Origin of the sequence: Paenibacillus anaericanus (genome assembly GCF_003994475.1) — a bacterium.
Lineage (GTDB): Bacteria > Bacillota > Bacilli > Paenibacillales > Paenibacillaceae > Fontibacillus > Fontibacillus anaericanus.
Map to the genome: position 1 here is coordinate 89,148 of NZ_RZNY01000002.1, position 26,621 is coordinate 115,768.

Below are 26,621 nucleotides of genomic sequence, written 5' to 3' on the forward strand. Positions count from 1 at the left end.
CATGCTTCTGCATGGAGGTTATTTTTTTTCGTGCCCTCAGAGCCAATTTATTTAGGTTTGATTTTGAAAATGATTACTGACTTACCCGCCGGTAGATATCTATATATTTTTCAGCCGAAACATCCCAGCTATAATCCCCCGCAAGTGCGTTGCTTACTATCTTCTTCCAATGTTCTTCATCCCTGTAGAACGACACTCCCCGCCTCAGGGTATGCAGCATATCGTGTGCATTAAAGCTGTGAAAAGTGAATCCATTACCTTCACCCGTAAACTCATTGTACGAATGAACCGTGTCATTCAGACCTCCGGTCTCACGCACTATGGGGATACTTCCATAGCGAAGAGCCAATAATTGACTGATCCCACACGGTTCAAATTGAGATGGCATGAGAAACAGATCGCTTCCCGCATAAATGCGGCGAGATAATCCATCGTTGAATTTAATCTGGGCTGACAGTTTCTCAGGATGACGATATTCCGCTTCCCGGAACCAATCCTCGTAAGCCCGATCACCTGTACCCAGAATGACAAACTGAACATCATCGAAGTGTAACCATTCGTCGATCACCCGCGTCACCAAATCGAGCCCTTTTGGTTCTACCATTCGCGTCACCATAGCAATAAGTGGAATGTCAGCTGATTGTTCCAGTCCCAATTCTTGTTGTAGCTGAATTTTATTCTCACGTTTCTTAGCCAGACTACTCCGATATCGAACCGCAAGCTGCTGATCACTCACCGGATTATATAATTTCGTATCAATCCCATTCACAATCCCCGAGAAACGGTCTCCCAGTGACCTTAGGAGTCCGTCAAGACCATACCCATAATGAGTCGTCTTAATCTCCTCAGCATAGGTAGGACTAACCGTCGTCACATGGTCTGCAAATACCAGACCCGCCTTCATAAAGCTGACATTCCCATTATATTCAACACCATCTACGGTGAAATAATGATGAGGTAAACTTAACAAATCTCCCAATATGCCATAGGGGAATATACCCTGATACAGCAGGTTGTGTATGGTAAACACCGTTCGGATATTTTGGTAGAATTCGTTTCCTTGATAATGTTCCCGGAGGAGTAAAGGAATCATCGCTGTATGCCAATCATGACAGTGGAGCACGTCAGGGGCGAAATCAATTAGCGGTAACACTTCTAGTACAGCCCGATCTAGAAAGGCAAACCGTTCCCCATCATCCCAATGTCCATATACTCCATCTCTTCCAAAATAGTATTCGTTATCGATAAAATAGACCGGGATATCTTCCCAAACTAAATATTGAACTCCACAATATTGATTCCGCCACCCAACAGGCACTATTACCTCTCCTAGATGTTGCAGAGCATCACGATACTGTGCTGGAATTTCTCGGTATTTAGGCAAAATAACTCTCACATCATGCCCTGCACTACGTAATGCTTTCGGTAGCGCACCTATGACATCTGCCAACCCACCTGTTTTGATAAAAGGTGCCGCTTCAGCAGCAGCGAACAAAATTTTCATTTCTTAACCCTCCTTAGAGAAGTCTTCCTTAAGACTCCTGAAGCTTGTACCTTATCTCTTTCTTCATCCAATATGACGCGTTTGTCATGGCTTCTGGCCGCCTTTTTCCAGATGGTCATACTCAGCGGTGGAAGAGTCATCACGACACTTTGTAACTGATCATGCCACTGAATTCTCTCACTAGATAGGCTTGTAAGCTGAATATGCCCTTCACCACCGTAGGCCTCATTGTCGCTATTGAAAATTTCATTGTAAATCCCGAACCTAGGTACGCCTACACGGTAATTTTCTCTGGCAACCGGGAGGAAATTAATCACTACTAAGACAGTATCCTTAGCCTTTCTGCCCTTGCGTAAATAACAGATCACACTTTGCGTGGAGTCATGTGGGTTAATCCATTGATAACCATCCCAGCTATGATCCTGTTCCCAAAGTGCAGGTTCATTTAAATACAAACGATTTAGTGCAGCGGTGTAATGTGACATCTTCCGGTGGGCTTCATACTCGTGTAAGAACCAATCGAGCTGTGCTTGATCTCGCCATTCGATAAACTGGCCGAACTCTCCACCCATAAACAGCAACTTTTTACCAGGAGATGTTATCTGATATCCCAGTAATAACCGTAATCCGGCAAATTTATCACTATAACTGCCTGGCATTTTATTAACCAATGATTTCTTTCCGTGAACCACTTCATCATGGGACAACGGAAGTGTGAAATTCTCCGAAAAAGCATAGCAGATAGGGAAGGTTAGTAGCTGATGACTATTTGGACGTTCTTCAAATGGCTTCTCTATGTACTTCAGCGTGTCATTCATCCAGCCCATATTCCATTTGTAGTTAAATCCAAGTCCTCCATCCTTAACCGAATTCGTAACACCAGGCCACGCACTTGATTCCTCTGCCATCATCAATACATCGGGATAGTAACTAAACACAACTTCATTGAGCTCGCGAAGGAACGAAATGGCCTCGATGTTTTCAACTCCCCCTTGATGATTAAGACGATATTGACTCTCAGACTTCTCAAAGTCTAAGCGGATCATACTCGTCACCGCATCCACACGTAAGCCATCGAAGTGATATAGATCCAACCAATACAATGCGCTTGATATTAGGAACGAGCGAACTTCGGGTTTACCGAAATCAAAACTAAGCGTTCCCCAGCCCGGTTTTTCGGCTAATAGATGATCACCATATTCATACTGCGGACTTCCATCAAACATTCTTAGACCATGTGCATCTTTAGTGAAATGTCCAGGTACCCAATCAAGTAAGACTCCAATTCCTTCCTGATGACAGCGATCCACGAAATACATCAGGTCTTGTGGTGTCCCATAGCGACTGGTGGGGGCGAAATAACCTGTTGTTTGATATCCCCAAGACAAATCATAAGGGTGCTCCGTTATCGGCATAATTTCAATATGGGTATATCCCATCGTTTTTACATAAGGAATAAGTTCTTCTGCCATTTCACGATAAGTTAACATATCACCATTTTCTTTATGTTTCCATGTACCAAAGTGTATCTCATAAATGTTAATCGGCTGTTGAAATGGATCCTGCTTACTCTTTCTCCATAAGTCATCTCCCCATGTGTATCCACCCAACGATTTGATAATCGAGGCCGTATCCGGTCTGACTTCTGCATGGAACGCATAAGGGTCGGCTTTAAGCGAGATATTCCCATCTGCTCCTGTTATCTCATACTTGTAAAAAATACCTTCTGTAAGCCCGGGAAAAAAACGAGTCCAAATTCCCGAATCGGGTATCTTATATAATAAATCGTTTTTCCCTTGCCATGCATTAAAGTCCGAGGCGATCCCGACTTGTTGTGCAGTTGGCGCCCAGACTGTAAATCTAACACCTTCTGTACCATCTTCCTCAACCAAGTGGGCTCCAAACGTGTGGTAGCTTCGGTATAACTTACCTTCATGAAATAAATAAATGTCTGTTCTAGAAACGGGACTTCCTTGAATGGATTGCTCTGACAAATGATCACCTACTTTAGAATATAGTCCCACGTTCATATTTACCCAAAACTTCCCTTCATGAAAAAAGAAAATTACGTTCATGAAAAGTATATGTAATATTTCTTAATCAATTTCCATATTTTTAGATTCAACGACTTTTTATTTTGTTTATGTATGTATAACATGAGCGAAACCACACGGGAGGAAAAAAAGATGAAAAATAATTGTATTGCAATGTTGCTTGCCGGAGGGGAAGGTCGAAGACTATCTCCACTTACATCCAAACAAGCTAAACCAGCCGTTCCCTTTGGTGGACATTATCGTATTATCGATTTTCCTCTCAGCAATTGCGTTAATTCTGGGATCAATACCATCGGAGTTTTAACTCAATATGAAGCTGAGTCATTACATGAACATATCGGAGAAGGCGAAGCTTGGAAACTTCCCAGAACAGATGACAACGGAATTTCCATGCTTCCATCGTATAACGTTGGTGTTGATGAATATTTAGGGACAGCAGATGCCATCTTCAAAAATATTGATTACGTCGATGCGCATGAACCTGAGAATGTACTCATCTTATCGGGGGATCACATCTATCACATGGACTATAGAGAAATGTTGGATTTCCATGTGAATAGCAGTACTTCAGCAACGATATCCGTAATGCCTGTACCCTGGGAAGAAGCACATCGATTTGGTGTCATGTCTAAAGATGATCAATCCCGTATTACGGAATTCGCCGAGAAGCCCGCAAAACCTGCCAGTAATTTGGCATCCATGGGAATATATTTATTTAAATGGAGTTTTTTGAAAAAATATTTGATTGATGATGCAAAAAATCCCAAATCGAGTCATGACTTTGGAAAAGATGTCATTCCAAAGATGCTTGCCGGTACGGAAAGTCTTCATGCATTTGAATTCAAAGGATACTGGCGTGATGTAGGAACGATCCATAGTTTATGGGAAGCTCATATGGACCTACTCAGTAATAGCCCTGACTGGCAACTGATGAACGAAGAATGGCCGATGTATACTCGCGATCTTCGTGCCAAGATTGGATCACTTAAACCACAGGCAAAACAGGGTAAAAATTGCATGATCCATGATGATTGTTCGTTAGAAGGTACAGCAGAAAGCTCAGTCATTTTCAATGGCACCGAAATCGGTCGGAATGCCAAGATCAAAGATAGTGTCATTATGCCTAATGTTAAAATTGGGCGAAATGTCATTATTGAACGTGCCATTATCGGTGAGGGTGCCATTATTAAGGATGGTGCTGTTATTAAGGGTAGCACTAGTGAAATTACAGTTGTTGCACCAAATGAGATTGTAGCCGCTAAACCAATACTTCGTCCCCAGCCTTCCCGTTTGCTCAAGGAAGTATACGATAATACTGCCCGGCTTCGTGCAGAAGTATCCTCATAAAACGTCAAAAGGACCGTTCGGTGATGAATCCGAACGGTCCTTTTTTAATTATAAACTTTCAAACAGCTTCTTATCCAATTCGTATAGATTAACTTGGCGTCCATACTTATTCTGACCAATACCCAAGAACTTAAATCCAAGTGCTTGATACATCAAATTGACTTTCTCATTCTTTGCCCAGCAATCCAGACGAAGTCCTAGTCTATTTAGTTCTCTGCTTCGCTTAACTGCCCAGTGAATCATTTCATTGCCTAGACCTTGCCCTCGGAAGTTAGAGTTTACCGTGAGTCGATGTAAATAACTATAACCCTCCACATGTAGTGAGCCCCAATAATCTGGATCCCGATCTTGTAACGTAAAGAATCCGACAGGTTCATCCCCACTAAACAGCAGATATAGTTCGCGAGTGGCAAAATAAGAAGCCACTTCCTCTTCAGTAAATTGATCAGGATTCCATTGAGGCACTCCAATCGAGTTCATCCATAATGCAGCATTAATCAACATTTGACGAATGATCTCACTATCCTTTGGTTCTGCAAGACATATTTCGAAACTCCCAGTAGAAGTAATCATGGTGTCCAAACGTTTACTCATAACCGATGTTTCCCTCCGGTCTACCGTCTATCTGATTGCCGTTTAGCAAGTTATTATCTCCATCTTCCTTCATTTCATCTGCTTCAGACTGTTCAATTAGAGGTAGCAAAATTGAGACTGTTGTCCCCACTCCAAGTTCACTGTGAATGTCCATCTTGCCATTGTGAAGCTCGACCAGTTGCTGACTAATGGCTAGTCCTAATCCAGTTCCACCGCCCTGATGATTGACCTGGAAGAAGCGATCTTTCACCTTATTTAAATGCTCTTCACTAATTCCAATCCCGCTGTCCACAATTTCGACGAGCACTTGATTATTGTCTTGAAGACTAACTACCAATTCAATCCAACTGTTCTCATTCGAGAATTTAATCGCATTATCTACGATATTCAAGAAGACTTGTTTCAACCGGTTGCCGTCCCCGATCACAAATAGGGTTCGATTACTTTTATCATCCAGTTGCAACTGGATTTGCCTTTGCTCCGCTTTTGCCCACACGTTAAGCATAATTTCCTGAAGAAGTTCCTTCAAATTAACACGGCCAATAACCAGCTTCATTTCATTTTGCTGTAGTTTAGAGAAATCAAGAATTTCTTCCACAAGACCAATTAACCGCTCGGTCTCCTTGGCAATAATCCCGACGCCTATCTTAGTCTCCGCAGGATCAAAACCTCCGGATGTCAACGTCTCACTCCAACCCTTAATACCTGTTAACGGGGTACGTAATTCGTGTGAGATAGAGGAGATGAAATCATCCTTAATCTGATTACTCCGCACAATTTCCTGTGCCATAAAATTCAACGTTGAGGCTAGCTCTCCGAGCTCATATTTATAATTCCCTTTAATACGAACATCAAACTTACCCCTCGCCATCTGGGCGGATACAGCTCTGATGTTGTTAATAGGCTTCACTATCGAATTGGCTAGACCGATACTGAACAAGGTCACGAGGGCTAATACTGCACCCGCTATCCCTACAGAGAACACCGTAAGCGACATTAATTTCGAATTCACTTCTTCGAGTGAAGTAACATATCGAACAATATAACGATTCTCACCTCTCACCTGTAGAGGTGTTGACACCGACATGACCAATTCACCCGTGGTAGGCTGTCGCCCAATCCATTTACTCCCCTGCACACCAGCTATAGCTTGAGGAACATCACTCGTCTGAATTGTTTTATCCGCCTGAAAGTGCGTACTACTGGCCTTGACCTCACCTTTATTATTGAGAATCATTAGCTCAGTATTGCTAAGTTCGAAAGTTCGCAGCATTTCCGTAAAATAGTTAGGGTCCTTCTCCGCATACAACCTTACGAATTTCTGAAAGTAATCGGACGCCCAAGTCGAATGATTCGATATGTGATTATATATTGTATCGTAGTAATACGTTCGGATGACAACAGTGAAAATCCCCTCCACCAATAGCAGCGTAACGAACACTACAATAAAATAATGAAGGACGATTTGTCGCCCGATTCCTTTCTTGATCATTGTCCCTCGCCCTTCCACTTATAGCCATGGCCCCATACCGTTTGTAGGAAGGCCGGTTCGGAAGGATTGTTCTCTATCTTCTGCCGAAGTCTACGGATGTTTACATCGACGATCTTGGGATCACCCATATATTCTTTACCCCAAACATGATCAAGCAGCAGATCCCGGCTTAGTGGTGTATTTTCCTTCTCCAGGAAGTATTGAATCAATGAAAACTCCGTCGGTGTTAATTCTATAAGCTGTCCCATTTTCTTGAATTGCTTCGAAATAAGATCTAGTGTAAAAGGACCCGATGTGAATGTCACCTTCGCACTGTTCTCCCGATAGACGTTAACTCTCCGTAGTAGCGATTGGATACGAGCGATCAGTTCAGTGGGGCTAAATGGCTTGCTGATATGATCATCGGCCCCAACCGAAAGAGCATATACTTTATCCTGTTCCTGCACCTTGGCAGTCAAGAATACAATTCCGATTCGTTCATTCGTTTCACGAATACGACGACATACTTCGAATCCGTCAATTCCCGGAACCATGACGTCCAGCAATGCAATGTCGATGTCCGGGACACTTTGCAGTTGACTCAGAGCCTCATGCCCATTGGCCGCTTCCAGTACTTCAAAGCCGTTCCGTTTCAAGTTAATCACAATAAAACTGCGGATTGATTCTTCATCTTCCAATATCAAAACTTTGCTCAACTTTAACTCCCCCTATTCCGGAAATAGCGATTACCGCTTGATTTCTTTTTCACCTTTATTTACTCTCAATTCGGAATGACTCAAGAACCCAATTACCTTATCATTATCTCTAGCGAGTAGTTCCCAATCGGACTTATACCGTTCCCACTCCGATAGGCTGAAGAAGCGAATTTCAGCCAGCGTCTCGTTGTTATCAATTCGAATGAATCGCAGATACTTATTCTTATCTGAATTCTTCGTATCAATGGTGACATTACCACGCCAATCGTTTGGAAAACTGAAATAAAATCTTCCTTGCAAATCCATGTATTGCTGCATAACGAATTTCAGACCCTTGTCCTCATCCCATTGATAATACGAGAATAACCAAGGAATTTCATCAAATGCAATGAATTCCCATCCTTTAGGAATTTCCAAGCGCCCAATTTCGAGAATACCATCATCGTTTACATCCCCGCTCATAATCGGGTATGCCTTATAGGTGAAGTCTTGATCCAATAGATCCACTAATTTACCATCTTTCATGACAATAACATGAGAATAAGCATCATTCGTTCCGAGTGCAGCATCCAGAATGATCCCTTTGACCTTTGGCGTAATGTTGCCATGAACTGCGTTATAGTATTCGGTGATGTGATCCTCAAGTTGGATATGATCCAATTCTTCAAATGAACCACTCTCGAAGGAAGCATCATATTGATAAGTCGTCACCGTAGAGTACTGATCTTTTTTCACCGTGACTACAGTAATATCTGGAGTGGAATCCAAATTGAGATCATCAATCATAAAATGATTGTACGGAAGGGAGAGCAACTTCTCTACTTCATTTGCATCATAAGTGTAGATGGTAAGACCTTTTTGTAATTCCTTGTCTCCACTAGAAAACCCGGCAATGATATCGATATGCCCATCACCCGTCATATCCTTCAGATCAAATGATTCAAGAACCTGGCCTTCTCCATCAAATCTTACCTTGGGTTCCCATGTGTCACCTAGTCTCGCCAAGATTAAACCATGAATTCGTACAGTTTCTTCCGGCGTTTCGTAGAATACAACGGCCTCATCAATCCCATCTTTATTCAAGTCCGCTACACGGATCGCGCTGACGTCGCTCACATTTCGAGGACTAACAATCGGTGCCCCTTTAAGCTCAGCTTCTATCACACTTTTGAGACTTGCTTTCTCAGAGGACAACTCCGGTGTCTTCATTAAGGTTTTGGGATCACTTATAAAAGTACAGCCACTTAAGACTAGAAGCAGAAAGCAACCCACAAGAGCGGGAACCCACCTTTTCATCGTCCATTGCATGACTTCGTTCATACCAAATCAATTGACCGCTTCTCATCCATGGTCAGTCTTCTTCCTTTCACGTCGACGCGTAGCTCCCCGTCGATTAATCCCCAAATCCTTGTGCAGTACCTTTCCGCCAGTTCTATAGGAAGTGCTGCGATTACGATCTTGTCTTGTTCAATGCATAGCGTTTTCAATGTATTTATAACATGCTCAGCCGTCTTTGGATCGAGACCTATTACCGGCTCATCCGCCGCGATAAATCCCGCCCCATGAACTAATGCACGACATATGGCCACACGCTGTTTCTCCCCACCACTTAGACTTCCCGCTTTGAGCTTAGCTTTATCAAGCAGACCATATTTCTCGAGTTCATCCATAGCACCCATGTAATCATCCGATCGAACCATCCCTACAAGCCTGCGCAATCGTGATACTTGACCTGCTTGTCCAATCAATACGTTCTTAAGTGCTGTTTTTTCAATATCGAGTGATGGGTTCTGTTCCAGATAAGCGCATTTAGAACGGTACTTCTGAGGACCACGTCCGCCGCCTTTAATAACAGAATTACCTTCCCATGTATAATTGCCACTATCCCATTTCTCACGCAGAGCGAGACAGCGAAGTAATGTACTTTTACCACTACCACTGGGTCCAACTATACCGATCATTTCACCAGCTTCAAATTGAGTAGTTATACCATGAAGTATTTCTCTTTTTGTTCCTTCATCTGTCAAAGATTTATTTAAGTTATTTACCTTAATCATGTCCGATTCTCCTTTAACGTTTCCTCTGCTTCTTCTAGTGTATTGGAAAAAGAACTGAAAATCTATTACACCATCTTAATATTTGATTAATTTTTGGTCAGTTTCGGTCGAAAAAAGATACCAGATACCGTAAACAGCAGATAAGTTGAGCCCAAAATAACAAAGAGTAGCCCCACAGAACCAAGTTCCATTACAGATCCTCCAAGGTTCGGACCAATAATGCTACCGAGACTAAAGTGAAATGAAGCGATCACATTCGCAGCAGGTAATAAATTTCGGGGTAGAATGTCAGCGGCATATGCTAGTCCTAAAGAGAAGAACGAGCCGACGAGTCCTCCCGCTCCCATAAATAATAACGCTAAGCTAAGGTAATTATTTCCGCATAACGGAACAAGGAGGAACAGAATCCCGCCTCCGACACCAGCAGCCATAAGCACGCCTTTTCGCCCGAAGCGATCACTAAGAAATCCAAGAGGTAATTGGAGAATGAGACCTCCTATTCCGAAGAATGGCAATAATGTAGATATCTGACCCGAACTAAGTCCAGTACGTAGCCCATAAATCGGGAAGTTACTATTCATTGATGCTTCCATATAACCGTACATCAACGAAGGCAACAGTGCAAACCAAGCTAATCTGTAAATAAGGGCATATTTCCTCGTTTGCCCTCGCTCTTTGACCGACTCAGTTGTTTCAGGATATGTATTCGGCATTTGATGGTAAACAAGTATAGCGATAAGTGCTGTTAAAAAGGAAAGTAAAACGAAGGGTACCCATTCTCCGTAGGGAAGCAGTCTGATTCCTAATGGACCCAAACTGAAGCCCAGACCATACGACATACCATAGATCGAAATATTTCGACCACGTTGACCTGGCGGAGAGATCAATAGCAACCACAACTGAGAGGCAAAATGAATCGCGCTGTCCCCTGCTCCAACTAGCAGACGAAGCAACAACCAAATTCTAAGGTCTGACACGAATGGAAATAAGGGAAGTGCGACGAAAACCATCACAAGTCCACTGAACAAAAGTTTCTTGAACCCAGCCAACCCGAGTAGTCGCTCAGCGACAAGTGCCATCGCAAAGGATCCAATATATAGCGACGCAGCATGCAGACCATTAACAGATGAAGAAATTCCCCGTTCTTCCATAAAGATGGACAGTACGGGCAGCAGCAGTCCTTGGCTGAGACCAGACATAATAATAACAATAATAAGAATAATTGAGGGTGAAAGATAACGTTTGGGTAAAGACTCTGTGGCTGTCAAAAGTGCTTCCTCCTAAAATGAAAGAAAATCGCCAACAGATACGACGACTTTCCGCTAATATGATTTCTATATAAATACCTAAACATTATAGTGGACAATCGTATGCCAAACAAGCCATAATGAAATTGTATGTAATGATACATGGGAGGTTTCTTGTCATGACTTATGAAGTGAAGGTCGACGTTTCTCCAGTCTATGAACTGCTTAGCAGCTTTATGGTATATACAACAAGGAAATGGGTAGATAATCTCGATATCGGCCTGGAATGGATTGAAGAAACTCACGCTCGGTTTACTCCAGAATTGGACAAGTCGTTCGAAGAAGCTTCCGCACTTCCATTCTCCGATTATGACATTCTATACGCCTTAGCTATTGAACGAAATCCCGCTGATGATATACATGAATTTCTGAACAATCTCACCGAAACGGCGGTCGAGATTCTTTGCCGTAAGGTTAATCCCTACGTACCCGCTGCGAATAATGAGGATCTCGAAAGAGTTGTCCATAGTTATGTGCCACTATTACGAATTTGGAATGATTCGTATTTTAATGATGTTCGGGCTCAATTTCTCCCCCTTTTGGAGGAGGACGCTTCCGAGAAAAATGTCTTATTACACAAGATGGATGCCGATGCTCTCATTGAATACGCCACATGTGGTTTGATTCTGGAACCTGCACTTGAACTAGAGAAGGTTATCATTATTCCTTCCGTTCATATGCGTCCCATCAATACTTATTGTTTCTATCACAATACACTGCTCATCCAATATCCCATCGATATTCCCGAAATCGATGAAGATGAACCATCAACCTGCCTAATTCGCCTAACACGTGCTTTATCCAAACCAGATCGGCTCCGCCTATTGCGGTATGTGGCAAATGATCCCAAATCATTGCAGCAAATGATGGTGGATTTGAACCAGACAAGGGACAAATTAATGCATGATCTTATGCTTCTTCGAGTGGCAGGACTTTTACGTATTCATCTCGTTGATCAAGACACCGAGAAATTCACCATCAGACCAGATGGAGTTTCGGAACTACAGATTTTTCTAGAATCCTATATCCGCTTGTAGTGTTCCATATTTTTTTAGAAAACTATAATCCTAAAGATCATCTCAAGGGTGATTTGCTCTAGGAGCCACACTTCTGCTATGTTAAGATAACTATTACTTAACTTTCTTTTTCACATAATAAGGAGTGATCGGCTTTGAAGACAATACGACAGCAGCAAATCTTATTCGACCTTGACGATACGTTGATTCACTGTAATAAATACTTTGAATTAATTCTGAGCCAATTCGCTGATATCATGGTAGATTGGTTTCAATCTTATAGAATAGACGTACAAGAAATCAGGTCCAAACAGATCGTGATTGATGTTGAGGGCGTTAGCAAACTTGGCTTCGCTAGCTTACATTTTCCGCAATCGCTCATCGACACCTACCGTTATTTCTGTCTCCAATGTGGTCGTGACCATACGGCGATGGAAGAGGAAATATTGATGAAGCTTGGTATGAGTGTTTATGATTTACCAATTGAACCTTATCCTGGCATGGTGGAAACACTCGATCACCTTCAGGAACAAGGACATGAATTATCTTTGTATACTGGTGGCGAATCTGTCATACAGCGCCGTAAAATCGAACAAATGAAGCTCTCTGAATACTTTCAAGAGCGGATCTATATCCGCCAGCATAAGAATGTTGAAGCGCTTGAAGGTATCCTGCAATCTCGTTATTTCGAACGTAAACACACTTGGATGATTGGAAATAGTCTGCGGACAGACATTATGCCTGCTATCTCCGCTGGAATCAATACGGTCTATATTAAGCTACCAGATGAGTGGACCTACAATATCGTCGAATTGAAGAAAGATACCGATACAACCATGTATACTGTCTCTTCATTGGAAGATGTCCCTCGGATAATCACTGAAAGTATGGCCATGGCTCAGCGTTAATCATGTGCTAAATCAAAGAATGGATAGAGTGTTCAGAGAACTTCTGAAACTCTATCCATTTTTAATTAGGTCAACATGAAATAGCTCAACACTATGATCCCTAGTGTGTTGTTTATTGACTTGGATAGGTTTCATTCAAGAAAGTCACAGTTTGATTGATAAAGGTTTTTAGTACATCAACATTTATATCTGCTACTTTATTGATGTACACACACCCTTTTCCTGCTGTATGCTTGCCAAGGTCTTGTAATAATTTCGCGCGATCTGTCTCACTTGTCGTAAAATACAAGCTTGTCTTAGCCTTCCGTGGTGAAAAGCCTACGAGTGGAGCATCGCCTTCGTGACCCGTTGCATATTTATAATGATAGGTGCCAAAGCCAATAATACTTGGTCCCCACATCTTTGCCGGAAATCCCGTTGTTTCCGCGAAAATATCCAACAATTTGTATGCATCTTCACGTTTCTTGAGATTTTCAATATTTTCAATAAACTCAATAACGCTATTGTCATTAAATTTTGTTTTAATTTCGTACATAGAGGGAATCCCCTTTCTCAACCGTCGGTCTTCTGCAATTCAAGTTGACCGGTTACTCGATTCGCAAGAACTATTCGGGCCTTGAAATCCCCTTCGGGATCTTTGAATGACAGGAGCTGCGTCTGTCCCTTCTCCAGCAATGTTCTCAGCATCGCTTCCGAGATTTTCTTGCCGGAGAATTCCTTCCAAATCACAAAGCCACAGCCTTGTTTATAATGAGTGCAGCCAAAGCCCTTGCGGCCCTCAATGAGCTGACCACCACAGTTCTCACGTGGACATGGAGCAAGTGGTGTCAAGACTCCCGGTGCAGAAGAAGCTTTCGTTGTGGAATCCTTGGTATTACTAGCCCTAGGACGCGGAGTCGATCCAGAGCTATCACCAGTGCTTTTCCCTTGTTTCGTCGATGTAGAGTTTCCACGGCTTCCCTTACTTTTACTCTTCTCTTCTTCTTCCGTTTCGAACAAGGAAGCGTCCGCTTTGGGCTGAATCCGTACTTTATCGATAATAGACAGCGTAAATTTCTTCACATTATCCATAAATTTCTCACGAGCGGCTTCGCCTTTGGATATTTGATACAATCTACGCTCCCATTGTCCGGTCATTTCAGGAGAGGTCAATAACTCAACACCTGCGTGACGTATTAGCTCAATAGCCATACGACCTTTCTGCGTCACGATGATCCTTTTGCCCTGCATCGTAATGTATCCCACATTTTTAAGGCGCTCAATTGTTGCCGCTCTAGTTGCCGGTGTCCCCAGTCCCGCATCTTTCATGGCATCACGCAGTTCCTCGTTCTCTAACTGCTTACCAGCGCTCTCCATAGCTCTAAGCAAGGTGCCTTCGGTAAATGCCTTAGGCGGCTGCGTAGCTTTCTCTTTGGCCTCTGCTTCTAGGCAGAGAACAGGCTGATCCTTATCGATCTGGATCGGCTCGCTAACAAGCTCTTCCGTATCCTCTTCCTCATCTTTCTTCTTACTACGTCCAGAAGATTTATTGCTATCATCGCCAGGTTGACATACTTTCCAGCCGAGAGACAATAATTCCTTCATGTTAGTTTTAAACGTCTCTTCTTCTATTAATGTCAGCACCGTATGTTGCTTGTACTCAGCCGGTGGATAGAAATGCGACAAGAACCGCCGGATCACCAGATCATAGATATTCTGCTCATCTGCGCTCAGATTCGCTCCCCGCTTTAGGGTAGGTAGAATCGCATGGTGATCTTCCACACGGGTCGGATTGCAAACGGACTTGTTGTTTACATGAACGAGCCCAGGACTTGCTCCCTCCGCCAATTCCTTATACGAAGTAGACTTTAGCATATGTAGAGTCTTATGCATCCCATCGATATTCTGTTCCGTAACATAGTTGGAGCTTGTCCGCGGATAAGAGATCACCTTATGTTTCTCATAAAGCGCTTGTGCCAAATCAAGCGTCTTCTTCGCCGAATAGCCATACTTCGCGTTGGCTTCACGCTGCAATAGCGTCAAGTCATACAGCTTATAAGGGTACTCTTTCGTATCTTTGACATCATACTCGGAGATCATTCCTTCACGACCACGCACTTTATCAGCTAACGCTTTCGCTTTCTCTCCGTCCGTCAATCGATCTCCCTGCCATGTTCCGATATACTTACGGCCAGTCTGTTCGAACTCAGCCTTGATCTCATAGTAAGAAAGCGAATCGAAACTTTCAATTTCCTTTTGACGGTCATAAATAAGTGCAAGCACGGGGGTCTGAACACGTCCCACAGACAACAATGTGCGATGTTTTGTCGTGAACGCACGCGATGCATTCATTCCGATAAGCCAGTCGGCTTCACTCCGGGCTCTAGCAGCCATCGTCAGGTTCTCAAATTCTGAGCTATCATGTAGTCCATCGAATCCTTTAGCTATGCTCTCTGCGGTCAGATCGGAAATCCATAATCTTTTTACTGGTTGGTTAAGTCCTAATTGCTGTTGAATTAGTGCAAATATATACTGCCCTTCACGCCCAGCATCGCATGCATTCACGATAGCATCACAGCGTTTCGCCACGTCTCCAATGATCTTCAATTGTTCAATCGTCCTCGGATTAGGTACAATCTTAAATGCCTCAGGTAAAATAGGTAGATCTCCGAAATTCCATCTCTTATATTTGACATCATAAGCGTCCGGTTCTGCCAATCCTAGTAGATGACCAATCGCCCAAGTAATAATATAATGGTCACCTTCTAAATAAGACCGATTGTTCTTCGCCTTTGGCTCGATTACGGCAGCTATGGTTCGCCCCATATCCGGCTTCTCGGCAATAACGAGCGTTTTCATCTTCACAAGCGCCCCTTTTCTTCATAAAACTGTAGATCTTAAGTGAAACGACCTCGTCGTCCTGAACAGAACAAAGTCCTCTCATAAACCTCAAAAAATAAAGAGCCGCGCACCGCGCAGCTCTGTAGCTAAACTCTATTATACCATATTTTTTGTCAAAATGAGTCTTCTCTTATGGTAATACCGAAGCTCCCATCAAATATTTATCTACTTCGCGTGCTACTTCACGCCCTTCGTGAATGGCCCATACCACGAGACTTTGTCCACGCCGCATATCTCCAGCAGCGAATACTTTATCCGTGTTCGTAGTGTATTTTCCATACCGTGCCTTCACATTACTCCGGCGATCCTGTGCAAGCCCCAGCTCTTCGATAATCGTTGATTCAGGTCCATCAAAACCGATGGCGATTAAGGCTACTTGTGCTGGGAAGATACGTTCAGTCCCTGGAATCGGTTGGTATATTTTGCGACCCAATTCATCAACAATTCGCTCGATATCTATCGTATGCAGTTCCTTCAAGTGCCCCTCTTCGTCTCCTACAAACCGTGTAGTCATGATTGAAAACTCACGCGGATCGTTCCCAAACAATGCCTTGGCTTCTTCATGCGCATAATCCAGTGTATAAACATTGGGGAACTGTGGCCATGGATTCTGAAGTTGATCCCGTTCCATAGGTGCTTTGGTATGTGTACCAAACTGCGTGATGCTGTTACAACCATGACGTAATGCCGTTGCCACGCAATCTGAACCTGTATCCCCTCCACCAATGACAATCACATCTTTGTCTTGCGTGGATAAGAAGTTACCGTCACTTAGCCCAGAGTCAAGATAGCTCTTAATGGTACCCGTCAAGAATGGCATAGCATAATGTACGCCCTTCAAATGACTACCTTCAATATTAAATTCACGAGGCTTCGTTGCTCCGCCGCATAGAACGACCGCATCGAATTCATCCACGAGTTGCTGAGCCGGAATATCCTTACCGATCTCTGTATTCGTTATAAAATTCACGCCTTCTGCCGCCAGCAGATCCACACGCCGCTGAACAACCACTTTGTCCAACTTCATTGTAGGAATACCATACATTAGCAATCCACCGATACGGTCAGACCGCTCATAGACTGTCACTTCATGACCCGCCTTGTTGAGCTGCGCTGCAGCTGCAAGGCCTGCTGGTCCTGAACCAACGACAGCCACCTTCCGTCCGGTACGTTTCTCCGGTGGCTCGGGAACTACCCAACCTTCTTCGAAACCTCGATCAATAATTGCTTGTTCAATTGTCTTAATCGCTACTGGATTACCGATCAAGCCTACTGTACAAGACCCCTCGCAAGGAGCAGGGCAAACCGTCCCTGTGAACTCAGGAAAATTGTTTGTCTTATGCAAACGATCCAGTGCTTCTCTCCACATATCCCGGTAAATCAAGTTATTCCATTCAGGAATCAAATTATGCACCGGGCAACCAGAAGTACCACCTATCATATCAATCCCTGTGTGACAATAAGGTGTTCCGCAATCCATACAACGGGACCCTTGTGTCCGCAGTTCCTCATCCGACATATGCTTATGAAATTGCTCCCAATCATGGACCCGTTCGGACGGGCTCCGGTCACCCGGTAGTTGTCGCTTGAATTCCATAAAACCCATTGGTGTAGACATTGTAACTTTCCCCCATCCGTTAACTAATCAGTGTATCTTGATGTTAGCATTCGGGGAGAAAGTTATTAATGGATTAATACTATGATATTTTGCACTATAGCACGTTTTGTTAACGACGATCATAGGTAAGAAAACAGTAATCATAAGGATTCTTTTCATCACGAATTCCCTGTGCTTCATGAATCAATTCAAATTCTTTCCAATCGAAATGTGGGAAGAAGACATCCCCTTCGATATCTTCATCGATCCGGGTTACATATAATCGATCAGCTAACGGAATAAAGTGCTGAAACACACCCGCTCCACCAATAATCATCAATTCTTGATCCTTGGCATATTCCATAGCCTCTTCAACGGAATAGACAATCTCCGCTCCCTCAGCCTGATAAGATCTATCCGCAGTCAGAACAATGCTTCGCCGATTGGGGAGTGGCTTACTGCCCATAGATTCCCAAGTTTTCCGGCCCATAATCATTGTCTTCCCTGTGGTTTTTTCTTTAAAAAATTTCAAATCAGCAGGTAATCTCCAAGGTAACTGGTTATTCCGGCCTATCGCTGCGTTTCTGGACATAGCCCATATCAGTGATACTCCCATATTGGAATTGCCCCTCTCCGTTATATTAAACAGCCACTGTTGCCTTTATACCAGGGTGATGCTCGTAACCTTCAAATTCGAAATCCTCATATACATAGTCAAAAATAGAATCAGGTTTACGCTTGATCACTAGGTTTGGTAGAGCTAAAGGCTCTCGTTCCAATTGAGTCTTAACCTGCTCCAGATGATTAGAATAAATGTGTACATCTCCACCGGACCAAACAAACTCACCGACTTCGAGTCCACACTGCTGTGCCATCATATGTGTGAGTAGCGCATAACTGGCAATATTGAACGGCAACCCTAGGAAAGTGTCTACTGAACGCATGGTTAGCATACAGGATAGCTTGCCATTGGCTACATAGAATTGGAATACGAAATGACAAGGAGGTAATTTCATATTATCAACTTCAGCCACGTTCCATGCGCTAACGAGATGACGTCGAGAGTCTGGATTGTTCTTAATTGCCTCTACCACATTGGCAATTTGGTCAATTTTCCGGCCATCCGGCGATTCCCATGAACGCCACTGTGATCCATATACTGGACCAAGATCACCGTTCTCATCTGCCCACTCGTCCCAAATTCGCACGCCGTTCTCTTTTAAATATGAAATGTTTGTATCTCCTTTAAGGAACCAGAGGAGTTCGTGAACGACTGATTTCAAATGAATCCGTTTTGTAGTGACCAGAGGAAATCCCTTGCTTAGATCAAACCGTAATTGCCGTCCAAATACAGATCGTGTTCCAGTACCTGTCCGGTCTTCCTTTTGCGTTCCATTCTCAAGAACATCCTGTAATAAATCCAAATAATTTCTCATCTATTTTACACCCCGTGTCGTTTGATTTAACTTATCCATTATAACAGAGTGTTCTTAGAGAATGGAACGAGCAGTTACAATTCATAATATGCAAAAAGAGCGTTGCCCGTGGCATCGCCCTTAATATATATACTATTTATGAACATTTCAAACTTACAAACCCATTATGTCTTACAACTTAATAGTCATGTGGATATCTAGAGGTTCTTTCTGAAACAGTTCTGAATCCACTTCTTCCGTTAGTTCACTACCATTGCTTTTATAGAAGTAAACCGCCGATCTCGTCTCAGTTGAAGAAATATATAAATACTTGGCCCCTCTGTTGCGGGCTTCTTGGCTGAGTTCATTAATTATGCGTGTTCCAATTCCTTGTCTTCTATAATTTCGCGATACATACATGAGATCCACTTGTAAGCGATCTTGGAGATCTCCTCTAAACTGGTGGGCCAAGACGCCAAATCCGACGAGCGTATCTCCATCAAATGCTCCAATTCCCATCCCGCCATGTTCTAATTCATACACAAATCTCTCCTGCAACTCTTTCATCAACTGTTCATCCCAAGTTGCACATTCATGACCGGCTTCAATTTCATGTATGATACCGCCTAGACACTCATAAATAAAATCAATTTTCTCGGAGCGATCGACCTCACTTAATTTGTGTGCTTGTTCCTTTGTCATTACTGAATAATGAATCATGGTCACTCCTTTGGAAATTGTTCTATAATGATATTCGCTGTTTCTTCTAACCAGGCAGCTCGTTCTTCGAGTGAGCTGTCTGCAACAACACAATACATCCTTCTAACGACATGACTCAGCCCACAAAAATCAAACACACATGACTTCCAAATCTTCTCCAATGGATCTCCAAAGACATTCAATTCCCGATCCTCGGGAGTGTTGGAAGTATTGAAAACAACCCCAACTTTTGCCTTCAACAACCCAATCGGAAGTCCTCCCCCACTATCCCCTGCATCGAAAGTATACGCCACTTCTTGACGTAGAACTCGATCAACCCAACCTTTCAGGATCGCCGGAGGTTGTCCCCACCAATTAGGATGAATGATAATAATGCCGTCGGCTTCTTGAATCTCATCACAATGCAATTGAACTAATGGATCATCCGTTTTGTCACTGACGAGCTCCTGTGCGGAGATGATAGGGTTGAATTGTTCTTGATAAAGATCGTGAAAGGAAACTTGATGTCCATTCTGTTCTAATATCGACACTGCCCTCTCCGCTATAGCATGATTAAAGCTTTTATCGTACGGATGTCCCAAGATGACTGATACTTTCATTTTAGTCCCCCTTTGAGTTGTGAAAATTGAGTTTCAATAAGTCCATGATTTGTTTCATATGATGTTGATCATGCCAAATGAAATCCTGCAAATATTGCGCTAACCCAAAATCATTGCCATCATCATCCATATATACGCCTTCATACTGCTCCTGAGACATGGAAGAGATCTGCTGAATGATCTGCTCCCGTGCTTGGATGGATTGTTCAGCCAATGCATTGATATTTACCTGCCACCCGATTTGCCGCGCTTGCTCGTTAAACTCATCGAAATCTTGATGCTGAGTTGCTACCCTTCCCTCCTCAGCAATCTTCATAATCGCCTCATTTAGGAAATACTTGTCCCAATGCATAATATGACTGACTACATCCCGAACGGTCCATTTCCCCTCGGCGATTGGATAGTTCCATAAACCTGCATCCCTTTCATTAAGCATATGTACAAAATTTACCCAATCATGGAATTGATGCAGCAATTGTTCTTTTTCCTCCATACCTTATCGTTACCTCCTAAATTTTCTCATTCATTCACTAGTTTCAGTATAGCTTATTTCCAAGTTCACTTAAATCTATTAAGTTTGTTTACTTCTCTATCACGCAACACATAAAATATTAAAGTTAGACGTGCTAATCACTTAAATTTATTAGTGTTTTTTAATATTTTAACAAATACTTTCAATAAAATACTATAATTGACTTAATAATTAATACTGATTTTTTTACATAGAAAGGTGGTTGTATTATGGATGCTTTGGATACCCAAATCATCGAACTTTTGAAGCAAAATGGCCGTATGACCAGTTCTGACATTAGCAAATGTATTCATCTATCCGTCCCATCCGTATCTGATAGAATTCGAAAGCTGGAAGAAAAGGGGGTCATTGAACAATTTACATTGAAACTGAATCGAAGTGTCATGGGTCAAGCCCAGATGGCTTATGTATCCGTCATGCTCGACAGAACTGAAAATGTAGATAATTTCAGGGCAACCATTATCAAGTCTATCTATGTTCTTGAGTGTCATCACCTAGCTGGTGAATATGATTATATGCTTAAAGTAGCCGTCCCAGATATTTCAGCACTAGAACAATTCATCTCAGTTTCGTTAAAGGGTATTCCAGGTGTATCGAAAACAAATACGGTCATCATTCTATCCACATTGAAGGAAGAGTAAGATGAACTTAGATTGAAGGAGAGATATACATGGACCCCAATACTATATTAAAAGGTATTCTCTTGGGGCTGTCGATTGCTGCCCCCATGGGTCCTATTAGTATGGTGTGCATTCGTTCTACTTTATCAGGTGGCAGAGGGGCTGGGTATGCTGCCGGGTTCGGTGTTGCCACAGCAGATGCCTGCTATGGTGTTATCGCGGGGCTCGGTGTTACTGCAGCTTCCTCATTTCTGCTTCAATATTTAGATTTCATACGACTCTGTGGTGGTATATTTCTTTGTTATTTAGGCCTTTCCACATTTTTTCGTAAAACTACTCAATCAATAGAGTCTTCGGAGCAACATCTTCTAGGTTCGTTTGCCTCTACTTTCCTTCTGACTCTTGCTAATCCCATGACCATCGTTTCCTTTGCAAGCATATTTGCAGCAACCGGGTTTACTGTCCCAAATAGCGGTGGCACACAGATTATGGGACTCGTTAGTGGAGTTTTTCTGGGATCAGCCTTATGGTGGATTCTACTTAGTATGGGAGTAAGCCTGTTTCGTAAAACCTTGCTCAGCCCATACTCCCTTCGTCTCATCAACCGTCTTTCCGCTGTTATACTTATCGGGTTTGGCATTTGGACATTACTACAAATTACAAGATAAAAAACTCCCCAGGGAAAGCTCCAATAGTTCTTTGCATTTATTTGACTGATGTCTTACTCATCGCTAGTTCCATAATCCTGTTCACTACAACCTCCAATATTGTTTCATATCCTCTCTGACCATCGCATCCTGCAACTTTTCTTGATGAAAGCTAATAACAGTCTTATCCGCATTCGTTATATAGGGAATGTATAACGACCGTATCTCGTTTCGAGTTCCTTTAATATTTGATCCTGTTCCAACAAGAATATGGAATTCACACCCTCAAACCCCCACCAGTTCAAGCTTAATAAAATTCCATCACTTGTGTTTACTGCGAACATCATCGAGAAATTATCCGCCGATATTTCACCACCATCATCAACACGCCATACGGATGTAGTTTCTTTCTGGGTCTCTGGATAGTCTTTTACAATAAACTTATCCCCCCGTTTCAAAACAAGACTGAATAAATGTTCTTCACCCACCGTTTCGAAATGTACCAAATAAAGTTCATCCGTATCTTCAATTTCAGCAAGAGTCCAAGCCTGTTCTATCTTACGATCATGGATAGCTTGCAATTGGCTCAAGAGTTGCTCATCGCTAACAAGTTCATTCTTCACTTGAATCGCCAATAAAGCCCCCGTGTCAAATTGCGCATCATTGATCAGATAATAAGTTTGATCCTCCTGAACTGATCCTTCCTCCACAGTAAAAAGATACCCGGGCATATTAGCCATATTGATCGAAAGATCTCTGCCGTTATTAAGCTCTTCGTTGCCTTCCTGCCACTCCAAATATTTAATGGGCACAACCTCACCATTTGCACCTATTGCTTTATTCAGTGGTAACATAACGTCTTCCTGGCCCATACCCAAACCTGTTACGAGGATTTGTTGACCCTTTACCCCAGAAAAACCAAAGACTTTACCTAATTTACTTGTATCTATAGCTGGTTTTACTTGCTCAACTGGATCTTGCTCTACTTGTGGCTGATTATTTTCTTTGTCCGGTACTGGTATTGGTGTTGGTGTTGGTGTTGGTGTTGAGGACGGTATTGGTTTTACTTTTTCATTGGTACAGCCAACCAAAAAAATTAAAAAAAGTATGATAACAAAACATATCTTTCTCATTCTTAAACCTCCGCTCAACTAGACAAGTTGAAATAATCATTGTGCTGATAGGCTCCGAGAGCGAAGAGTTCTTACGATCGCTGTTGTCCCCAAATTTCTTGATTGAACTGTTATGGTTGAAATTCGGGGACAAAGCTTATGCTTCCGATATAGCTTTCCCAAGGAAAGCTTTTAGCTTCTTCAGAATCATTTCGCTCTCTCCGCTATATCATCATTCTATAATTCATCTTATATAGATAATTGTTCCCATTCCTTGTTGTTCTGTCATCTNATAATTCATCTTATATAGATAATTGTTCCCATTCCTTGTTGTTCTGTCATCTTACAACGACAAGTAATAATGATAAAATTCTTCATCTCTGGTAAAGCCAAATTGTTCATACAGCCTTTGGACACCCTTGTTATCCAATGCCGTACTTAATTCAATTCCCTTAGCCTTAGTAAGGCGAGCAAAGTCCGACACGCCAGTTAATAGCATCTTGGCAATCCCCTGTTTACGGTATCCCTCTGATACAAATAAATCATTTAGGATCCAAGCTTTCTTCATCGAAATGGACGAGAATACAGGATATAATTGAGCGAAGCCAGTACATTGACCAGAAACGTTATCCTTAGCTATAAATACGACTGATTCCTGATGTTCAAAATGACTGAACAAAAACTTCCGCGCTCCCTCGAGATCTGAGACTTGATGATAAAACACCCTATACTGATCAAAAATGGGTACTAAAATTTCTAAGTCTGCAATCGTCGCTTGGTAAATTTGAATTGGATTGTTCATGGTTTGGTATTTGCTCCTTAATAAATTTAGCTTGTAAATAAGCTGACAGTTAGAAATAATGACACTAGTATCAAATCCCAACACACACTCCTAAAAGAGAAAAGAGAAAGGAAAGAATAAGACACAACACTGTTATCTTATCATTTGAAAACAGAAAATATAGTGATAAAACAAGAAGCATACAACTAATCATTCCAGCAGCTATAGCCATTAAACTATGGTTGATCTTTTGTAAATAATCATTTCTTGCCTTACTCACTCTCTTTCCCCATCTCGACAATTATTACTTTATGTAATATTACCACAATATGCCATAAAATAAATCGACCCAAAGATTAGAAATCTAAGGGTCGATTTGAAAGGTTTAATTTTCTTTTTTGATAAGTGAACTCTCTATCCAATTTGCTTATAATAATAAACCGTTTCATGCAATGTTCCATCAGCTGACTCGGCATAGTTTGGAATACGTCCAGCTTCAGTATAACCAAAGGAAAGATATAGATGGTTCGAGGGATCTCCTGCTCTAGTATCCAATACTAATAGTGTCCTACTCTCAGTTCTTGCTTGCTCCTCTGCTGTTTGCATTAGCAATTGCGCAATGCCCATTCTTCGATATTCTGGATGTACCATTAATTTAGCGATTTCTGCTCTGTGACGAGCGTTTTGTTTATGGGCTAATTGTAGTTGTATCGTTCCAACAATGCTATCATTCTGCACTACTGCCCATAGAATAACCCCTGGTTCGATGACTTTATGCCAATAGTTTATAGCTTCATCCTTGCTCATTGGTGGAAGAAAACCGATGGAAGCTCCATCATCCACTACACTAACCAGTAATTCAGAAAATTGGTTTAGCTGCTGTGGCATTAATGAATCTATTTTTATGATTCGGAGATTATTGCTCATATTCTCCATATTCCCCTTGTTCCCCATATTATGCTCACTCATCCCTCTTCTTTGGTTACGGACCTATTCAACTCAATATTGAATCTATAATATCCCTCATTATGCTCAAGCCAAATGCGACCTCCTTGAAGTTCAACAATACTTTTCGCAATCGACAAACCAAGTCCATATCCTGAAGGTAAATTCACCTCGCTTTGTGAGGGTTGCATCGTATAGAAACGTTCAAATAGTTGTTCTTCCTGTTCTTTGGTTATGGGGTTACCATGATTTTCGATGGATAATTTAACAACTCTTCCTTGAGAAAACAGATTTATTCTAATTTCTCCAGGTACTAACGAGAATTTCAAAGCATTCATGAGCAGATTATCAATGGCTCGAACTATCTTCTCAACATCTATTCTCATGAAGATGGGATCAGGACTTAATGCCTTTATTAGATTAATCCCCTGCTCTCTAGCAACAGGTTCAAATTCAGAAGCCATTTGTTCGATTAAACTATGAAAGTCGACTTCCTGCAAGTTCATCTGAGTATCGCCATAGGATAGACGTGTATATTCAAACAAATCATCAATCAACTTCTTAAGCTGCTGCGTTTTATTAAACGCATTATTTATATACCGTTCTCGCTCATTCTCATCTTGAAATGCTTGCTTTTTAAGTAAATCCAGATATCCTATAATGCTTGTTAATGGGGTTCTTAGATCGTGAGATACATTTGTGATTAACTCCATCTTAGAACTCTCAAGCTGTCGTTCACGTTCTACTTGTTTCTGTAATTGCTCTGCCATATGGTTGACATTCTGTGCAACGGCCCCAAGCTCATCTAACCTCGAAATTGGAAGTCGATAATTCAAATCTCCTCTTGCAATAACCATCAAGCCATTGGACAGTTGCGATAGATTCTTTACGATATTTCGCGTAAGTATGATGAAGCAGACTATATAAATACCAATAAATATTAATAATCTTATTAGCTCGTTTATATCGTGAGGGATAATAGAAAATACGATATTTGTTATTATGAAACTAATAAAAATTACCCAGATCAATTGCGCTGAAATACTTCTTTTTCCACTTATGAATACCCAAAATTTATTTATCAATCCGATACCCCACTCCCCATACTGTTTTAATATATTGAGGAGTTCTAGGGTTGACCTCGATCTTCTCACGAATGTTGCGGATGTGGACCATGACCGTATTTTCGGAGAAAAACGCAGTTTGCTCCTTCCACACTTTTTGATAAATTTTATCAATGCTAAATACTTGACCACGATGAGCAGCTAACAATTCCAGTATTGAAAATTCAATAGGAGTTAATGAAACTTCTTTGCCTCGCACCGTTACCTGATGATAGTCCTTGTTGATTACAAGATCATCAATACAAATCTCACCCTCATTTGTCGGCTGAACTAAGGATGCGTAATTTTGTCTCCTTAACAGTGCTTTGATTCTGGCTATTAATTCTAGAGGGTTAAACGGCTTGGTCATATAGTCATCCCCACCCGTGGAAAGACCTGTGATTTTATCAATATCCTCTCCTTTAGCTGAGAGCATGATGATTGGAATTCCTGAATTCTCTCTGATTTTTAGACAAGCTGAAATCCCATCTAAATTAGGCATCATAATATCCAAAATAATGAGATCAAACTGTTCATGCCGCAGGAGTTCAAGTGCTTTGACCCCGTCCTCAGCCTCCACAACCTGATACCCTTCATTGCGGAGATAAATATGTAGGACATCACGAATCTCCGCGTCATCGTCAACAACTAATATTTTTACGCTCATAAATCGGGTCCCTCCAAGGGTCGAAATGT

At 42.0% G+C, this 26,621-nt stretch carries 26 protein-coding genes; 5 read left to right on the plus strand and 21 right to left on the minus strand.

What is annotated here, in order from left to right:
* Positions 1-73: 73 nt before the first annotated feature.
* Positions 74-1,504 (minus strand): glycogen synthase GlgA, encoded by a 1,431-nt coding sequence (glgA, locus tag EJP82_RS02690; RefSeq protein WP_127190486.1) that lies wholly within the window; start codon positions 1,502-1,504, stop codon positions 74-76.
* Positions 1,501-3,498: a 1,4-alpha-glucan branching protein GlgB gene (gene glgB / locus EJP82_RS02695; protein ID WP_127190760.1), complete on the minus strand. Its 1,998-nt coding sequence runs from the start codon at positions 3,496-3,498 to the stop codon at positions 1,501-1,503. The genes glgA and glgB overlap by 4 nt, the downstream gene beginning before the upstream one ends.
* A 192-nt stretch (positions 3,499-3,690) precedes the next feature.
* Between glgB and EJP82_RS02700 the strand changes: the two genes are divergently transcribed.
* Positions 3,691-4,905, plus strand: coding sequence for a glucose-1-phosphate adenylyltransferase (locus EJP82_RS02700; protein ID WP_127190487.1), 1,215 nt, complete (start codon positions 3,691-3,693; stop codon positions 4,903-4,905).
* Between the two features lie 48 nt (positions 4,906-4,953).
* Here the strand turns inward: EJP82_RS02700 and EJP82_RS02705 are convergent, their stop codons facing one another.
* From EJP82_RS02705 to EJP82_RS02730, 6 genes are all read right to left on the minus strand, one after another.
* On the minus strand, positions 4,954-5,499 hold the full coding sequence (locus EJP82_RS02705) for a GNAT family N-acetyltransferase (RefSeq protein ID WP_127190488.1): 546 nt from the start codon (positions 5,497-5,499) through the stop codon (positions 4,954-4,956).
* Positions 5,492-6,991, minus strand: coding sequence for a HAMP domain-containing sensor histidine kinase (locus tag EJP82_RS02710; RefSeq protein ID WP_127190489.1), 1,500 nt, complete (start codon positions 6,989-6,991; stop codon positions 5,492-5,494). Before EJP82_RS02710 ends, EJP82_RS02705 begins: the two co-directional genes overlap by 8 nt.
* Positions 6,988-7,686, minus strand: a complete 699-nt coding sequence (locus EJP82_RS02715; RefSeq protein WP_127190490.1) for a response regulator transcription factor — start codon at positions 7,684-7,686, stop codon at positions 6,988-6,990. Before EJP82_RS02715 ends, EJP82_RS02710 begins: the two co-directional genes overlap by 4 nt.
* A gap of 30 nt (positions 7,687-7,716) precedes the next feature.
* Positions 7,717-8,982 carry a hypothetical protein gene (locus EJP82_RS02720; protein ID WP_170220124.1) on the minus strand — a complete coding sequence of 422 codons (1,266 nt, stop codon included), beginning with the start codon at positions 8,980-8,982 and terminating at the stop codon, positions 7,717-7,719.
* Between the two features lie 20 nt (positions 8,983-9,002).
* Positions 9,003-9,743 carry a phosphonate ABC transporter ATP-binding protein gene (locus EJP82_RS02725; protein WP_127190492.1) on the minus strand — a complete coding sequence of 247 codons (741 nt, stop codon included), beginning with the start codon at positions 9,741-9,743 and terminating at the stop codon, positions 9,003-9,005.
* Positions 9,744-9,829: 86 nt separating this feature from the next.
* Positions 9,830-11,011 (minus strand): MFS transporter, encoded by a 1,182-nt coding sequence (locus tag EJP82_RS02730; protein ID WP_281278178.1) that lies wholly within the window; start codon positions 11,009-11,011, stop codon positions 9,830-9,832.
* A 158-nt stretch (positions 11,012-11,169) separates the two neighbouring features.
* On the opposite strand from EJP82_RS02730, the gene EJP82_RS02735 reads away from it, so the two are divergent.
* Together EJP82_RS02735 and EJP82_RS02740 are read left to right on the plus strand one after the other, a co-directional pair.
* Positions 11,170-12,087 carry an ArsR family transcriptional regulator gene (locus tag EJP82_RS02735; RefSeq protein WP_127190493.1) on the plus strand — a complete coding sequence of 306 codons (918 nt, stop codon included), beginning with the start codon at positions 11,170-11,172 and terminating at the stop codon, positions 12,085-12,087.
* Positions 12,088-12,221: 134 nt separating this feature from the next.
* On the plus strand, positions 12,222-12,974 hold the full coding sequence (locus EJP82_RS02740; RefSeq protein ID WP_127190494.1) for an HAD family hydrolase: 753 nt from the start codon (positions 12,222-12,224) through the stop codon (positions 12,972-12,974).
* Between the two features lie 112 nt (positions 12,975-13,086).
* Here EJP82_RS02740 and EJP82_RS02745 read toward each other — a convergent pair whose 3' ends face one another.
* The 8 genes from EJP82_RS02745 to EJP82_RS02780 all read right to left on the minus strand — a co-directional run bounded on the left by EJP82_RS02745 (position 13,087) and on the right by EJP82_RS02780 (position 20,678).
* Positions 13,087-13,509 carry a DUF1801 domain-containing protein gene (locus EJP82_RS02745; protein ID WP_127190495.1) on the minus strand — a complete coding sequence of 141 codons (423 nt, stop codon included), beginning with the start codon at positions 13,507-13,509 and terminating at the stop codon, positions 13,087-13,089.
* Between the two features lie 17 nt (positions 13,510-13,526).
* Entirely contained in the window at positions 13,527-15,812 is a 2,286-nt protein-coding gene (locus tag EJP82_RS02750; protein ID WP_127190496.1) for a type IA DNA topoisomerase, read from the minus strand.
* A 172-nt stretch (positions 15,813-15,984) separates the two neighbouring features.
* Positions 15,985-17,472 (minus strand): glutamate synthase subunit beta, encoded by a 1,488-nt coding sequence (locus EJP82_RS02755; protein WP_127190497.1) that lies wholly within the window; start codon positions 17,470-17,472, stop codon positions 15,985-15,987.
* A gap of 109 nt (positions 17,473-17,581) precedes the next feature.
* The gene (locus EJP82_RS02760) at positions 17,582-18,067 is read right to left on the minus strand and encodes a dihydrofolate reductase (protein WP_127190498.1); all 486 of its coding nucleotides are present in this window, start codon (positions 18,065-18,067) and stop codon (positions 17,582-17,584) included.
* 25 nt (positions 18,068-18,092) lie between these two features.
* Positions 18,093-18,887: a thymidylate synthase gene (gene thyA / locus EJP82_RS02765; protein ID WP_127190499.1), complete on the minus strand. Its 795-nt coding sequence runs from the start codon at positions 18,885-18,887 to the stop codon at positions 18,093-18,095.
* 171 nt (positions 18,888-19,058) lie between these two features.
* Positions 19,059-19,586 (minus strand): GNAT family N-acetyltransferase, encoded by a 528-nt coding sequence (locus EJP82_RS02770; protein WP_127190500.1) that lies wholly within the window; start codon positions 19,584-19,586, stop codon positions 19,059-19,061.
* 2 nt (positions 19,587-19,588) lie between these two features.
* Complete coding sequence (locus EJP82_RS02775) at positions 19,589-20,185, minus strand: NAD(P)H-dependent oxidoreductase (protein ID WP_127190501.1); 597 nt, start codon at positions 20,183-20,185, stop codon at positions 19,589-19,591.
* Position 20,186: 1 nt separating this feature from the next.
* Entirely contained in the window at positions 20,187-20,678 is a 492-nt protein-coding gene (locus EJP82_RS02780) for a DinB family protein (RefSeq protein ID WP_127190502.1), read from the minus strand.
* 248 nt (positions 20,679-20,926) lie between these two features.
* Here EJP82_RS02780 and EJP82_RS02785 point away from each other — a divergent pair, with 248 nt between their 5' ends.
* Positions 20,927-21,358 carry an Lrp/AsnC family transcriptional regulator gene (locus EJP82_RS02785; RefSeq protein ID WP_127190503.1) on the plus strand — a complete coding sequence of 144 codons (432 nt, stop codon included), beginning with the start codon at positions 20,927-20,929 and terminating at the stop codon, positions 21,356-21,358.
* Positions 21,359-21,387: 29 nt separating this feature from the next.
* A complete protein-coding gene (locus EJP82_RS02790; protein ID WP_127190504.1) occupies positions 21,388-22,005 on the plus strand; it encodes a LysE family translocator in 618 nt (205 codons plus the stop codon).
* Positions 22,006-22,181: 176 nt separating this feature from the next.
* Here EJP82_RS02790 and EJP82_RS02795 read toward each other — a convergent pair whose 3' ends face one another.
* The 5 genes from EJP82_RS02795 to EJP82_RS02815 form a co-directional block, all read right to left on the minus strand.
* Positions 22,182-23,117: a hypothetical protein gene (locus EJP82_RS02795; RefSeq protein ID WP_127190505.1), complete on the minus strand. Its 936-nt coding sequence runs from the start codon at positions 23,115-23,117 to the stop codon at positions 22,182-22,184.
* A gap of 322 nt (positions 23,118-23,439) precedes the next feature.
* Positions 23,440-23,898, minus strand: a complete 459-nt coding sequence (locus EJP82_RS02800) for a GNAT family N-acetyltransferase (RefSeq protein ID WP_127190506.1) — start codon at positions 23,896-23,898, stop codon at positions 23,440-23,442.
* A gap of 393 nt (positions 23,899-24,291) precedes the next feature.
* Entirely contained in the window at positions 24,292-24,804 is a 513-nt protein-coding gene (locus EJP82_RS02805; protein WP_127190507.1) for a GNAT family N-acetyltransferase, read from the minus strand.
* A 38-nt stretch (positions 24,805-24,842) separates the two neighbouring features.
* Positions 24,843-25,976, minus strand: coding sequence for an ATP-binding protein (locus EJP82_RS02810; RefSeq protein ID WP_281278179.1), 1,134 nt, complete (start codon positions 25,974-25,976; stop codon positions 24,843-24,845).
* Positions 25,897-26,592 (minus strand): response regulator transcription factor, encoded by a 696-nt coding sequence (locus tag EJP82_RS02815; RefSeq protein ID WP_127190509.1) that lies wholly within the window; start codon positions 26,590-26,592, stop codon positions 25,897-25,899. The genes EJP82_RS02810 and EJP82_RS02815 overlap by 80 nt, the downstream gene beginning before the upstream one ends.
* Positions 26,593-26,621 lie beyond the last annotated feature (29 nt).